The 14,321-nt window shown below is 54.5% G+C and carries 11 protein-coding genes; 8 read left to right on the top strand and 3 right to left on the bottom strand.

Annotated features, from left to right (window positions below):
- Window positions 1-277: 277 nt before the first annotated feature.
- Window positions 278-1,261 (top strand): ectoine hydroxylase, encoded by a 984-nt coding sequence (gene thpD / locus GA0071314_RS16340; RefSeq protein WP_074397619.1) that lies wholly within the window; start codon window positions 278-280, stop codon window positions 1,259-1,261.
- 93 nt (window positions 1,262-1,354) lie between these two features.
- Window positions 1,355-2,020 carry a fumarylacetoacetate hydrolase family protein gene (locus GA0071314_RS16335; protein ID WP_074397618.1) on the top strand — a complete coding sequence of 222 codons (666 nt, stop codon included), beginning with the start codon at window positions 1,355-1,357 and terminating at the stop codon, window positions 2,018-2,020.
- 107 nt (window positions 2,021-2,127) lie between these two features.
- Here the strand turns inward: GA0071314_RS16335 and speA are convergent, their stop codons facing one another.
- Together speA and GA0071314_RS16325 are read right to left on the bottom strand one after the other, a co-directional pair.
- Window positions 2,128-4,047 (bottom strand): biosynthetic arginine decarboxylase, encoded by a 1,920-nt coding sequence (gene speA, locus GA0071314_RS16330; RefSeq protein WP_074397617.1) that lies wholly within the window; start codon window positions 4,045-4,047, stop codon window positions 2,128-2,130.
- Window positions 4,044-5,003, bottom strand: a complete 960-nt coding sequence (locus GA0071314_RS16325; protein ID WP_074397616.1) for a homoserine kinase — start codon at window positions 5,001-5,003, stop codon at window positions 4,044-4,046. Before GA0071314_RS16325 ends, speA begins: the two co-directional genes overlap by 4 nt.
- A gap of 174 nt (window positions 5,004-5,177) precedes the next feature.
- On the opposite strand from GA0071314_RS16325, the gene polA reads away from it, so the two are divergent.
- Window positions 5,178-7,943: a DNA polymerase I gene (polA, locus tag GA0071314_RS16320; RefSeq protein WP_074397615.1), complete on the top strand. Its 2,766-nt coding sequence runs from the start codon at window positions 5,178-5,180 to the stop codon at window positions 7,941-7,943.
- 55 nt (window positions 7,944-7,998) lie between these two features.
- Here polA and GA0071314_RS16315 read toward each other — a convergent pair whose 3' ends face one another.
- The gene (locus GA0071314_RS16315) at window positions 7,999-8,517 is read right to left on the bottom strand and encodes an Hcp family type VI secretion system effector (protein ID WP_074397614.1); all 519 of its coding nucleotides are present in this window, start codon (window positions 8,515-8,517) and stop codon (window positions 7,999-8,001) included.
- Between the two features lie 540 nt (window positions 8,518-9,057).
- Here GA0071314_RS16315 and tssB point away from each other — a divergent pair.
- From tssB to tssG, 5 genes are read left to right on the top strand one after another with little or no spacing between them, the layout of a single operon-like run.
- Complete coding sequence (tssB, locus tag GA0071314_RS16310) at window positions 9,058-9,564, top strand: type VI secretion system contractile sheath small subunit (protein ID WP_074397613.1); 507 nt, start codon at window positions 9,058-9,060, stop codon at window positions 9,562-9,564.
- A 59-nt stretch (window positions 9,565-9,623) separates the two neighbouring features.
- Complete coding sequence (gene tssC / locus GA0071314_RS16305) at window positions 9,624-11,105, top strand: type VI secretion system contractile sheath large subunit (protein ID WP_074397612.1); 1,482 nt, start codon at window positions 9,624-9,626, stop codon at window positions 11,103-11,105.
- Window positions 11,106-11,121: 16 nt separating this feature from the next.
- Window positions 11,122-11,553, top strand: a complete 432-nt coding sequence (gene tssE, locus GA0071314_RS16300) for a type VI secretion system baseplate subunit TssE (protein ID WP_074397611.1) — start codon at window positions 11,122-11,124, stop codon at window positions 11,551-11,553.
- Window positions 11,554-11,570: 17 nt separating this feature from the next.
- Window positions 11,571-13,334, top strand: a complete 1,764-nt coding sequence (tssF, locus tag GA0071314_RS16295) for a type VI secretion system baseplate subunit TssF (protein ID WP_074397610.1) — start codon at window positions 11,571-11,573, stop codon at window positions 13,332-13,334.
- Window positions 13,298-14,320, top strand: a complete 1,023-nt coding sequence (gene tssG, locus GA0071314_RS16290; protein ID WP_074397609.1) for a type VI secretion system baseplate subunit TssG — start codon at window positions 13,298-13,300, stop codon at window positions 14,318-14,320. Before tssF ends, tssG begins: the two co-directional genes overlap by 37 nt.
- Window position 14,321 lies beyond the last annotated feature (1 nt).

Here is a 14,321-nt window from a genome sequence, read left to right as displayed (position 1 = left end):
GCCGTGCCAAGTGCACGTTGGGCCTCGCCATTGGCATAAATTTTCTTCCCACGACCTCACGTAGACGACTTTTTGTGTGCGTGTCGATCAACACAATCCTGCCAAGCCTCGCTTAAAAGCGTTCCTGATAACCCTTCAATTTTTTTCACGTAACCTGCGTTATCAAACCGTGAATCACTCCTTGCGGGGAAATTCAAGTTGTCTAGGCTACTCCCTGCACGACGTTTGAACCGTGCGCCATTCGATCTGAAACCTAATCATACAAGGAGTGGATTAGATGACAGTCAGCAACACACCTCTCAATGTTGTGAACGCGCATAAGCAGTACAGCGACATGACGGACATGCCGTCTGCCCAGCCCACGATGGTAAAGGATCCTTATCCATCTCGGTTGGCTGAAGCCCCGGCTTCACTCTGGCAACCGCGCCAGGAGGCGGTGGTGAAAGGTCGGCAATTGACAGGGCCATTAAGCCAAGCGCAACTCGACGAGTTCGAACGCAAAGGGTTTCTGTTCATTCCTAACCTGATCACCGGTGCAGAGCTTGATGAGCTGTGTCGGGAGATGCAGGCGTTAATGAACCATGAGGGTTATCGGGATAAGCCTTTTAGTGTCACCGAGCCGGAGAGCCAGGAAATCCGTTCGCTGTTTGCGGTGCATTTTCTCTCCAAGCGTTTTGGGGAATTGGCACGTGATGAGCGGCTGGCGGGCGCCGCTCGGCAAATCATTGGCGATGACCCTTACGTGCATCAGTCGCGCATTAACTATAAGCCTGGGTTTGCCGGTAAGGGCTTTAACTGGCACTCGGACTTTGAAACCTGGCACGCTGAAGATGGCATGCCCAACATGCATGCGGTGAGTGCATCGCTCATTTTGACGGACAACCACGAATTTAATGGCCCCTTGATGTTGATCCCCGGGTCGCACAAAAAATTCGTGCCGTGCTTGGGCGAAACACCCGAGGATAACCACAAAAGCTCGTTGAAAGCTCAGGAAGTCGGTGTGCCAAGCGAAGAAGCGCTGGCAGCACTGGTCGATGAGCATGGTATTGAGGCGCCCAAGGGCAAAGCAGGCGGGCTATTGCTGTTTGACTGCAATACGCTGCACGCATCAAACGCCAACCTGTCGCCTGACCCGCGCAGCAATGTGTTCTTTGTGTTTAACCGTCTGGATAACCGCTGCCGTGCGCCTTTTGCAGCACCAAAGGAGCGCCCGGACTTTCTGGCGCACGCGCCTGACGACGCTTGGTCGTTGGCTAAGTAAACCTGATTAGCCAACGTCAAGTGTGGAACAATCGCATGGGTGGGGTAGACTGGTGCGCCTGCCCCTGTGCGCATCTTAAGGAGTGACCCCATCATGCGTTTTGTTCCTCAATTTACCGATGGCCAAGCGTTCCCCCATGAGTTAGGCAAAGTTGTGTGTGTTGGTCGCAACTATGCTGACCACGCTAAAGAGTTAGATAACCCTATCCCCAGTGAGCCACTGTTGTTTATCAAGCCGGCGTCCAGTGTCGTGGATATCCAGCAACCGCTTTCACCACCGTTTAATCGTGGCGATATCCACTACGAGGTGGAGATAGCCCTATTGGTAGGTAAAACCATCTGTGACGCGACACCAGATGAAGCGAGTGAGGCGATCACCGGCCTGGGGCTGGGGCTTGACTTAACGCTGCGCGATGTACAAACCCAGTTAAAAGAGAAAGGCCACCCCTGGGAGATTGCCAAAGCATTTGACGGCGCCTGCCCACTCTCGCCGTTTTTACCGCTTAGCCGTGTGCCCAATTGGAATGCCCTGGCCTTTACGCTGGAAATCAATGGTGAAGAGCGTCAGCACGGTGAGGGGGCCGATATGATTTTTACCATTCCCACCCTGCTAGCGGAAATGAGTCGCCACTTTACTCTCGAAGCTGGGGACGTCATTTTAACGGGAACGCCTTCTGGAGTGGGTGAGCTGCCGCGGGGTGCCACGCTGCGTTTGACGCTCACCGGTGGTTTGGAGATTACCACTAGCGTGATTGAGTGATCGTGGGCGATTAAGCCAAGTCGCTAAATGCTATTCACACAGGGCAGCATAAAAAAGCCACCGCTCTGCGGTGGCCTGCTCGTTGGTTAACGGGGCTGATACCCGCTCTACTCTAGGTAGGTGTAGCCTTCTAACCCTTCGCTCAGGCTGGCAGCAAAGCGCGCCTGCTCCTGGGCAGAAAAGCCGCTCGCGATGAGCTGCTCGGTGAGTTTTTGTTTTAATACCCGGGCATCGAAATTGACGTAGGCAAGCACCGCAGCCACCGTGTCACCGGCTTGGGCGTTGGATAGCTGCCATTCGCCATCGGGACCAAGGGCGGCATCTACCGAGTCGGTATCGCCGAACAGGTTGTGCAAGTCACCCAAAATTTCCTGATAGGCACCCACCAGGAAAAAACCTAGCCAGCGCTCATCGTCGGTTGCCCACTCAGGAATCGGTAGAGTACTTTCAACTCCCTGCCCGTCTACATAGTTATCGATGCGGCCATCGGAATCGCAGGTGATGTCCTGGATGACGGCACGGCGGGTAGGGGGCTGATCCAGACCGCTTAACGGCAGCACCGGGAATATCTGCTCAATGCCCCATACGTCCGGTACCGACTGGAACAGCGAGAAGTTGACGAATAGCTTGTCAGCCAGTTTCTCGGCAAGTTCATCAATGATGTCGCGGTGAGCGCGGTTGCGCGTGTCCAACTGGTTGCGCAGTCTTGCGCACGCCGCCATGTAGAGACGTTCACCTTCAGCGCGGGCGTTAATATTGCTGAGTCCCATCACAAAGCGGTCTTGCAGCTCGCTGACGGCCTGGAATAAATCATGCCACGCTTCCACTAGCACGCGCGGCTCTTGGGTTTCGGCCAACTGCTCAAAGACTCGCCATAGCGCCGCCACTTGAGGGTCGTCCTGCTGAGAGCGCTCGGGTGGGGTAACGTCGATGCGTTCGTCACCGATCACGTTGGTAATCAGCACCGCATGATGGGCAGTCAGTGCTCGGCCGGATTCGCTAATCAGGTGTGGCTGGGGCAGGTTGGCGTCCTGACACAACTGGGCAAAGGCATTAACCACGTTACGCGCATACTCGCGCATTGAATAGTTGGCAGAGCAGTCACTGCGTGATCGGGTGCCTTCGTAATCAATGCCCAGGCCTCCGCCCACGTCGACAGTATCAATCGGGGCGCCCAGGCTTAGCAGGTTCTGATAGAACCGAGCACACTCACGTAGGCCCCGCTGAATATCGCGGATATTGGCGATCTGCGAGCCAAGGTGGAAGTGCACAAGCTGCAGGCTTTCGAGCGCCTCCTGGGTGCGCAGGGTATCCACAACGGTGAGAATCTGGCTGGCGGTGAGGCCGAACTTGGATTTTTCACCGCCGGTATTTTGCCATTTGCCTTTGCCCACCGAGGCAAGCCGGGCGCGCAGGCCGATGCGCGGCGTCACATCCAGCTCGCGAGCCTCTTCAAGAATGATGTCGAGCTCTGATAGCTTTTCTACCACCAGGTAAACCCGGTGGCCAAGCTTCTCGCCCAGCAGCGCCAAGCGGATATATTCGCGGTCTTTATAACCATTGCAAACGATCAGCGAGGAGCCGCCCTCCGAGAGGGCAAGCACTGCCAGCAATTCAGGCTTGCTGCCCGCTTCCAATCCTACGCGGCCGTTACCACGTTCGGCGGTGGCTAAAATTTCCTCCACGACGCGACGTTGCTGATTGACCTTGATGGGGTAAACGGCTGTATAGCCTCCCTGATAGTCAAAATCCTGCATGGCGATGTCAAAGGCACCGCATAGTTGCTCAACGCGATCGTGCAGGATATCGCTAAAGCGCACCAGTACCGGCAGGCGTAACCCGGCTTTCTGCAGCTGGCGCACTAGGCCGCTCAGCGGTAGCGCTGGGCCATCGGCATCAGTGCCTAAAGGACGCACCAACGCTTGACCAAGCTCATCCACGTCGAAGTAACCACTTCCCCACTGGTCGATATTCCAGGTGCGCCGAGCGCGTTGGGCCGAGGAGTTGATAGTGGTCGTTTCTTTCATGAAGACGCCTCAGGAAGCGGCAGCGCCCCGTGGGCGATGCGCGCTTTTAAAATGGTACGAAAGCGTTCGGGGTCATGGGGGGTCAAATCGTGGGCGGGCGGGTCCACGTAAACAACCAGTAACCGCGACAGCCAGTAGCGCAATGCGGTCATGCGCAGCATGGTCGGCCACAATGCTTGCTCGTCTGCATTTAAGTGGCGACGCGACTGATAGGCGCTCAGGATGGCCGTATAGCATTCGCCATTCAGCGTGCCGTCTTCATTGGAGGCCCAGTCGTTAATCACAATGGCTAGGTCAAACAGCAAGTCCCCCGTGCAGCCATTGTAAAAATCGATGATGCCGCCAAGCTTGTCGCCCTCAAACAGCGTGTTGTCACGAAATAAGTCGCCGTGCAGCGCCCCTTGGGGCAGCTCATCGTGCTTGGCGAAGGCGCTTTCAAAATCATCGACCTCGTCTTTCATTAACGTTTGGTCGTCAGGGCTTAAATAGGTCAATACCTTGTGGTGCATGGCTTGCAGCCAATGCAGATCACGCGGATTGGGGCGGTGGCCTGGGAAGCGCTTTGAAACCACGTGCATCCGTCCCAGGGTATCGCCCAGTGCCCGGCACTGGGCAAGGTTGGGGGCTTCCGGATGACGCCCCGGCAAGCGTGGGAACAATAGTGCTGGCTTATCGGCCAGGCTGTGCAGCGCAACGCCGTCGCGGTCGTGCACTGTGCCGGGGACCGGCAGGCGATGTTCATCCAGATAGTCTAATAACTCGACAAAAAACGGCAGCTCGGCATGCTCGCCTTGTTCGAACAGGGTCAATACCAATTCGCGGCGGTCAGTGGTCACAAAGAAGGTCGAATTTTCGGTGCCAGCCGCCACGCCCTGTAGCGATACGAAACTGCCTACATCAAACTTTTCTAAAAACGTAGCGACCTGTGCGTCGCTAAGCGGGGTGAATACAGCCATGAGAATCTCGCCCAGGTTGCTAAGCCCATTATTGTAGCGGCTTGCTGCGTCAGTTGGCAGCGTTGTGTCATTTTGAAGAATGCTTTCGAACTATGTTGAGTCTGCAGCGTGGGCGCTGAACGCGTATCATAGCGAGTAGACTTTCTTACCGTTTGCTAACAATGGAATTTGGTTATGGCCCGTGCTCCGATCGTGCTTGTCGATGGCTCCTCGTACCTATATCGCGCTTTTCATGCGCTGCCGCCACTAACGACGTCTAACGGCCAGCCGACGGGTGCCGTGAAGGGTGTGTTGAACATGCTCAAACGGCTGATAAAAGATTATCCCGAAAGCCCCATGGCGGTGGTGTTTGACGCGCCGGGCAAAACCTTTCGCGACGAACTGTATAGCGAATACAAGGCGCATCGCCCGCCGATGCCCGATGACTTGCGCAGCCAAATCAAGCCGCTGCACGCCTGTGTGAAGGCCCTCGGTTTGCCACTGTTGTGCATTGAGGGGGTTGAAGCGGACGATGTGATCGGCACTCTGGCCCACCACGCCACCCAGGCAGGCCGCGATGCGGTGATCTCCACCGGCGATAAAGACATGGCGCAGCTGGTCAACGCGCATATTACGCTGGTCAATACCATGAAAGAGGAAACCCTTGATGAAGCGGGGGTAGAAGAAAAATTTGGCCTGCCGCCCGCGCTGATTATCGATTTCCTCGCCTTGATGGGCGACAAGGTAGATAACATTCCTGGCGTACCCGGAGTGGGGGAGAAAACGGCCATTGGTCTACTACAGGGCATGGGCGGGGGGTTAGATACTATTTACGGCGATTTGGAGCGGATAAAAACGCTGTCATTCCGGGGCGCCAAAACGCTGCCCAAGAAGCTTGAGGAAAACCGTGAGCAGGCGTTTCTGTCTTACCAGCTCGCCACAATCAAAATTGACTGCGATTTGCCCGTTGGGCTTGACGACCTGGACATCGCCCACCCAGACCGCGAAGCGCTGGTGGAACTGTATAAAGAGATGGAGTTCAGGCAGTGGCTGGGCGAGCTGCTTGAAGGCAAAGACCAAGGCGTGGATGACGTAAAGGGCGGCGAACCCGCACCAGCTAGTGCGGCCGATGATAGCGTTGCCACCCCCAGCGATCGCCACGACCACGTGATTGTAGACCAGCGTGAGTTTGATGCGTGGCTGGAACGTCTAAAAAGCGCTCAGCGATTCTGCTTTGACCTTGAAACGACCAGCCTGAATTACATGGACGCGGAGATTGTGGGCGTCGGCTTGGCGCTGGAGGCAGGCGAAGCCGCCTATATTCCGGTGGCACATGACTACCTGGATGCCCCAGCGCAGCTTGACCGCAAAGACGTATTGGCGGCGTTAAAGCCGCTGCTGGAAGATCCGGAAAAAACCAAGATCGGCCAGAACCTCAAGTATGATATTTCCGTGCTGGCCAACTACGCCATCAACGTGGCAGGACCGCTGGCCGACACCATGCTGGCCTCCTATGTGCTGAACTCCACCGCTACCCGCCACGACATGGACTCTCTGGCGCTGAAGTATCTAGGTGAAAGCACAATTTCCTTTGAAGACATCGCCGGGAAAGGCGCCAAGCAACTCACCTTTAATCAAATCGCCCTTGAGCAAGCGGCCCCGTACGCTTGCGAAGACGTGGATATCACCCTGCGCCTGCAGGAAACTTTGCGCCCCCAGGTCGAGCGGGAAGGGCGCCTCGCTGAGGTGCTGGACCATCTGGAACTCCCGCTGGTCAGCGTTCTTTCACGCATTGAACGCAACGGTGTAGCTTTGGACGCTGAGCGTCTCCATGCTCAGAGTCAGCAGTTAGAGTCGCGTATTCGCGAGCTGGAAAGCCAGGCGTATGAGCTAGCAGGGCGCGAGTTCAACCTGGGCTCGCCCAAGCAACTGGGGCAGATCCTGTTTGAAGAACAGAAAATCCCGGTGATCAAAAAGACCCCCAAAGGCGCTCCTTCGACCGCAGAAGCGGTGCTGGAAGAGCTGGCGCTGGATTACCCGCTGCCCAAGGTCATCATGCAGCACCGGGGGCTTGCCAAACTCAAGTCCACCTACACCGATAAGCTACCGCGCCTGCTCAATAAAGCCACCGGCAGGGTGCATACCTGCTACCACCAGGCTGTCACGGCCACAGGGCGCCTGTCATCGTCCGACCCTAACCTGCAGAACATCCCCATTCGCACTGAAGAAGGGCGCAAAATTCGCCAGGCGTTTGTGGCTCGCCCCGGTTATCGCATCGTGGCCGCCGACTATTCGCAGATCGAGCTGCGCATCATGGCGCACCTGTCGGAAGATAAAGGCTTACTGGAAGCATTTGCCGAGGGACGCGATATCCACACCGCAACTGCTTCGGAAGTATTTGGCACCTCACTGGATAACGTTTCTGCAGACCAGCGACGCAGCGCCAAAGCGATCAACTTTGGCCTGATTTATGGCATGAGTGCCTGGGGGTTATCGCGCCAGCTGCATATCGAGCGCAATCAGGCACAAACCTACATCGACCGCTACTTTGACCGCTATCCAGGGGTGGCGCGCTATATGGAGCGTATTCGCTCCCAGGCGGCGGAAGACGGCTACGTGGAAACGGTAAGAGGGCGTCGCCTCTATCTACCGGAAATTCATTCCCAAAACCGCAACCGTCGACAAGGCGCTGAGCGCACCGCCATCAACGCGCCGATGCAGGGTACCGCTGCGGATATCATCAAGCAGGCGATGATTGATGTGGATGCCTGGCTGGCGGAGGGTGATTTTGATGCGCTGATGGTTATGCAGGTACACGACGAATTGGTATTTGAAGTGGCCGAAGCTCAGGTGGAGGCTTTTATCAAGCAGGTGCAGCAACGTATGCAAAGAGCCGAGCAGTTGAGTGTGCCGCTCATTGTGGAAGCGGAAAGCGGAAATAACTGGGATGAAGCTCACTAAGATAGATGTGATAAAGCCGATGCGTCGCCTGTGAAGGCGACGCATAGCGAAGAGATTAGCTCTCGACAGGCGCACGCCAGTCGTCTGAACCTGATGTGCCCGCGACGGTATGCTCCCAGTCAATCTTACGATAAGACAGGGATACATCCATTAGCTGAGTAAACTCAGATTTGGCGATGTCTTGGGCATGCGGCATGCGCAAATTGATATCCACGATGGTGGCATCAGTTAGTGACGTGGTGAAGAAGTGCTCTTGCTTACCCTCTACCGACGTGCGGTACCACTTAAGCTCAACGTTTGGCAGCATTTCGCCAGATGCCAGTGCGTTGTACATCAACGGCACGGCTTTATTTAGGGCCACGGTAAACACAAAAGGTTTATGTGCGCGCTGTCCTGAAGGCTGCCCAGACTGTGGATCGGTGGGAACCGTCACCACATGCTTGAATTCCTGCACCAGCATTTCATCTTCATGACCTTCAACATAAATATTGCCGACTGAGTCTGGAGTGAATGCGCCAGCCGTAATGTTGCCCTGAGACTGACCTTCGATGCTGATATAACATGGTGTTGGCATAAGTCTGCTCCTTGACGAGAAAGTAAAAGTGTCCAATAAGGACGATAAGTTATAGCAACTAACGTGCCCAAATTATATTTTCATTATTATTCAGCGTCTTATGAATATTTTATTCTATTGCTATTTTTAATTAGGCAATTTTTTGCCTGGTGTTAAGCAACGCTTTGCTTCTTTTGGCAGTATGTTGCTCAGTTTTATTTGTGTTTATTTAAGCGGCTGCTTGACTCTTTTTGGTGATAAAAAGCTAAGCGTTATGTAAGAGAAAGCTGTTCATTTTTATAAGACATTGCCGATTCGTTTGTAAGAAATTTCTTACATGGAGGTTTTGGCTTGGTGTTTTTTAAGTGAATATTGTGGTTAACGCCGCCGAAAATCAGAAAAAATAAGTAAATTTTGTAATCCGATGGGCTGAATGCAGACTGCTATCAGTCAAAACCCCTGTTGGCATTTAGACGTTTAGTTCGCTACTTTCCCGGAATTAATAACCATTCACAGTCACAATGAGTCTTTCGCAGGGGCTCCAGGGTAGGGCGAACCACCATGGCTAAACAAGGCACCGTCGCGCCAAAAGAGCGCATTAATATCAAATATGTACCGGCGACTGGTGACCAGCAGGCGGAGACTGAATTGCCGCTAAAGTTGCTGGTTGTGGGGGACTTTAAAGGCGGAGAGGAAGAGGCGCCGATTGAAGAGCGTCAGGCCGTTTCTGTTGATAAAAATAACTTTCAGTCGGTCATGCGTGAGGCGGGTCTTACCTTGCAGGCGGCGGTGCCTAATCGCCTTGAGGATAGCGAAGAGCCAAGCGATATGGCGGTGGATTTATCCTTTAAGTCGTTGAATGACTTCTCACCCGATGCAGTCGCCAAACAAGTACCTGAATTGCGTCAACTGGTCGAGTTGCGCGAAGCCCTTGTGGCCTTGAAAGGCCCCTTGGGCAATGTCCCCGCTTTTCGTGAGCGTCTTCAAAAGTTGTTGGAGAGCGATGAGGCTCGGCAGCAACTGCTGGACGAACTGGCGCTGCTGGACGCCAAGGGAGATGGCGAGTAGCGCCAGTCCAGTGTAGTTGATAACTCAAGCGTACGGCACAGCGAATTCGGGGCAGGATGATGAGTAAAACAGCAAAGCAGCAGACAACGACGACAGAAACAGAGTCGGAGGTTTCACTTCTCGATCAGGTGATGGCGCAGACCCGTATGGCGCCGGCCGATGAGGGGTATGACGTCGCGAAGCAGGGCGTTGCGGCATTTATTGGCGAGCTGCTCAAAGGCAGTGACGCAACGCCAAGCGTTAATAAATCACTCGTTGATAACATGATCGTTGAGCTTGACCGCAAAATCAGCCATCAAGTCGATGAGATTTTGCATGAGCCGGGATTCCAGCAGTTAGAGTCAGCCTGGCGCGGTTTGAAGCTTCTCGTCGACCGGACCGACTTTCGTGAGAACATTAAGCTCGATGTCTTGCATGCTACCAAGCAAGAGTTGCTTGAAGACTTCGAGTTTGCGCCGGAAATCAGCCAAAGTGGCCTCTATCATCACGTCTACAATGCCGGTTATGGCCAATTTGGTGGCGAGCCGGTAGCGGGTATTATCGGGCATTACGATTTTTCACCTTCCACCCCTGATATGAAATTGCTGCAGCATGCCGCTGCCGTGGGTGCCATGGCGCATGCGCCCTTTATGTCATCGGTGGCCCCAACATTCTTTGGTATCGAAAGCTTTGAAGAGCTGCCGAACATCAAAGATTTCAAAGCCATCTTCGAAGGCCCCAAATACGCCCGTTGGCGTAGCTTGCGTGAATCTGAAGATGCCCGTTACCTGGGGTTAACGGCGCCACGTTTCTTGCTACGTACCCCTTACGACCCTATCGAGAACCCAGTCAAAACCTTTAATTACCGGGAAACGGTAAGCGAAGACCATGAGCATTATTTATGGGGCAATACTGCCTATTTGCTCGCCGAACGTTTGACTGACAGCTTCGCTAAATACCGCTGGTGTCCCAATATCATCGGCCCGCAAAGCGGTGGTGCGGTCGAAAACCTGCCGGTTCATACCTACGAGGCGTTTGGTCAGCTACAAGCCAAAATCCCAACAGAGGTGTTGATTACAGACCGCCGTGAATTCGAAATGGCCGAAGAGGGCTTTATTTCGCTAACCATGCGTAAAGGTAGCGATAATGCGGCGTTCTTCTCGGCTAACTCTGTGCAAAAGCCCAAGGTATTCCCCAATACCGCCGAGGGTAAAGCGGCAGAAACCAACTTTAAGTTGGGGACTCAGCTGCCCTATATGTTCATTATCAATCGCTTGGCGCATTACGTGAAGGTGCTTCAGCGCGAACAGATCGGCTCCTGGAAGGAGCGCCAGGATCTTGAACGTGAGCTCAATACCTGGATTCGTCAGTACGTCGCCGACCAAGAGAACCCGCCCGCTGATGTACGTAGTCGCCGTCCTCTTCGTGCGGCATCCATTCAGGTGTCTGATGTAGAGGGTGACCCCGGTTGGTATCAGGTCTCAATGGCGGTTAGGCCGCACTTTAAATACATGGGAGCCAACTTCGAGCTATCACTCGTCGGACGTCTCGACAAGGAATAACAGGGACGGCCGGACGATGGCAACAAACAGCAATGGTTTATTAGGGACGCGTTTGTTTGAGCGCCTTGCCGCACCCCATCCGCCTGTGTGGCAAGCAGAAGAAAGCCGGCTGGCCGAGGTCGTTGAGTCGATCAAGCATCATCTGGTGGAGCTGCTCAACAGCCATCCGGGAAATTGTGCCTGCGCACCGGAATTAGGGTTGTTGGATTTTAACGATGCCACGATCGGCGTGCTCGATCTGGAGTTGAGCGTTCAACAGGCAATCCGCCAGTGTATTGAACGCTTTGAACCTCGTGTGCAGCATGTGGATGTTGAGTCTTTACCCAGCGCAGGCGACCCACTGCAATTGCGTTTTCAAGTCCATGCCACGGTTGCGCTGGGTAAAGCGAGTGCTCATACCACCATTGATCTGTTGCTGAACAACAAGCGTTATCAGTGTCTCAACTGATGAGCTGAGGGGCACGCATGCTCAATCGCTATTATCGTGATGAACTCAACTTTCTGAAACGCCAGGGGCGGGAATTTGCTGCTGCAAACCCAGGCTTAAGCCGCTTCCTGTCTGAGCGTAGCACCGACCCGGATGTAGAGCGGTTATTGGAAGGCTTTGCCTTTTTAACCGGGCGTATGCGCGAGAAAGTGGAAGACGAGTTTCCGGAGCTTACCCACTCGCTTATCAGTATGCTGTGGCCGAACTACCTGCGGCCTGTGCCGAGCATGACGGTTGTGCAATTTACACCGGCATGGCATGCGTTAAGCCATCAGCAGCCCGTTGCCAGGGGCACGTCACTTGCTAGCACGCCTGTTGAAAATACCGCCTGTCTATTCCGTACCTGTCACGAAGTGACGCTCTATCCGCTTGCTCATGGCGGGGTGAGTGCGCGCCATACACGCGAAGCGTCGGTGGTCGAGTTGGCAATGGATGTGTATAGCGATCAGCCCATGGACTCGATGGGAATTGAGTCGCTGCGCCTGTATTTAGGGGGTGATGCCTATACGGCAAGAACACTGTATCTCTGGCTTAGTCATTACCTGACCAGCGTAGAGCTGGACATTGATGGCGAGCAGCAGTCACTCCCCATCAATGCGTTGCGTGCCGTGGGCTTCGAGCGCGATGAAGCACTGTTGCCTTATCCGCGCAACGTGCATCAGGGATATCGCATTTTGCAGGAATACCTTTGCTTTCCTGAAGCGTTTCACTTTTTCGATGTCACCAGGCTTAACCATTACTTACCTTCCAAGCCCGCGGAAAAGGTCACGTTGCGATTTGTGTTTTCGCGCACGTTGCCGACAGATGTGCGCGTGCAAGACGAAAACCTAGCGCTTTATTGCACGCCCGCGATCAACTTGTTTAGCCATGATGCCGAGCCCATCGACTTGAGCGGTGAGCGAAGCGAGTATCGCCTGCGGCCCAGCACCCGCCGCCCTTCGCATTACGAAGTCTTCAGCGTGGATCAGGTCCAAGGTTGGGTGGAGCGAGCCTCGGCTGATCATCAAGGTGAGCCACGGCGCTATGTTCCTTTTGAAAGTTTTCAGCACCAAATAGAGCGTGATCGGGGTCGCGAAGCCCTCTATTACCGTTTGCGCGTTCGCGACAGTCTGCGTAGCGATGGTTTCGACCACGATATTGCCTTTATGCGAGGCGACGAGCAGGCACATCTTGAAAGCCGTGAAACGATCTCGCTGCAGTTAACCTGCAGCAATCGAGAATTGCCGGAACAGCTGACCATTGGTGACGTGTGTGTGGCGACTGAAAACAGTCCCGCCTATGCCGACTTTCGTAACATTACCCAGCCAACACCCGTGCTGCGTCCAGCATTAGACGATAGCTTGCTGTGGATGCTGATCTCCAATTTATCACTTAACTACCTCTCGTTACTGGAGCGCGATGCCTTGTGCTCGGTGCTGCGAGCGTATGACTTCCGGGCGCTTGTAGACCGTCAGGCAGAGCGCATCGCACAAAAAAGATGGGCTGGCATTGTAGATATTGAAACGCAGCCGGTGGATCGATTGCGTAAAGGCATGCCAATACGCGGCCTAAGATCCGTGATGACGTTGGATCAAGACGCCTTTGGTGACGAGGGCAGTCTGTACCTATTCGGCAGTGTGCTGGCGCGGTTTTTCTCTCTTTACGCAAGTATCAACTCTTTTCACGAGTTGCATGTTGTTAATCGACATAACCAAGAGCGCTACACATGGAGCTTACAGGCGGGGCAGCAGCCTCTGATGTAGCGCTAACGCCTCTGATGCAAGAGGCGCGACGTTACGAGTTTTTCCAATTGGTTGAGCTCCTGCACCGTCATCACGGCGATGACTTAGAGCAGGGGCCTGGCGGTAGCGTGCCTTCTCTGCAGCGCGTGCGTTATAGGGCATCGGCTTCGCTGGGGTTTCCAGGTAGCGATGTACTGACCTTGGCGGTGAATGAAAGTGGTCAGTATGAGATGAAGGTCAGCTTTCTGGGGTTGCAAGGGGCTCAGTCGCCGCTTCCCAGCTACTACCTTGAAGCGCTGGCCCATGAGTCGGCACATCAAGAAGGCTCAGCCGGCGATTTTCTGGATTTTTTTAATCATCGCCTGCTGACCTTGATGCATCGCAACTGGCGTAAATACCGCCATTACGTGCGTTATCAAGATGATGCCAAAGATGGGTTTTCAGCAGCGATCTTTGCGTTGGTGGGGCTGGCCGATAGTGATCTGCGCGGCGAGACGCCGATCAACTGGAGCAAGATGCTGGCCTATGCAGGGCTGCTGGCGGGCCGCTCACGCTCTCCCGACGTGGTATGCGGCATTGTCGGCCACTGTTTTGACTTGGATCAGGTAGAGGTTGATGAGTGGGTGTTGCGTTGGGTTGATATACCTCTCGACCAGCGCAGCCGTGCCGGCCTTGCCGGTATGACATTGGGCGAAGACGTAGTGGTAGGCGAGCGTGTTGCCGACGTTAAGGGCAAGTTCGCGCTTTGCTTACGAGGCTTGAGCCTGTCTCGCTTTAGAGACTTCTTACCCGATGGTGAAGAGCACGACCCGCTGAAAACACTGGTGAGTTTTGTGCTGCGTGAACCGCTGGCCTATGACCTTGAACTTGAATTATTACCCAGCGCCGTCAAGCCCATGTGCTTGGGAGATGCCGGCTCGTGCCAGCTTGGTTGGACGACCTTTGTGGATCCTGAGAACGACCCTAGCACCCAGCGCCGTCGCGTGCGTATCCAAATGACGAGTTAAG

The organism is Halomonas sp. HL-93 (assembly GCF_900086985.1).
Lineage (GTDB): Bacteria > Pseudomonadota > Gammaproteobacteria > Pseudomonadales > Halomonadaceae > Vreelandella.
Note: the sequence above shows the minus strand (reverse complement) of the source record. Positions and strands in the feature narration are given on the sequence as shown.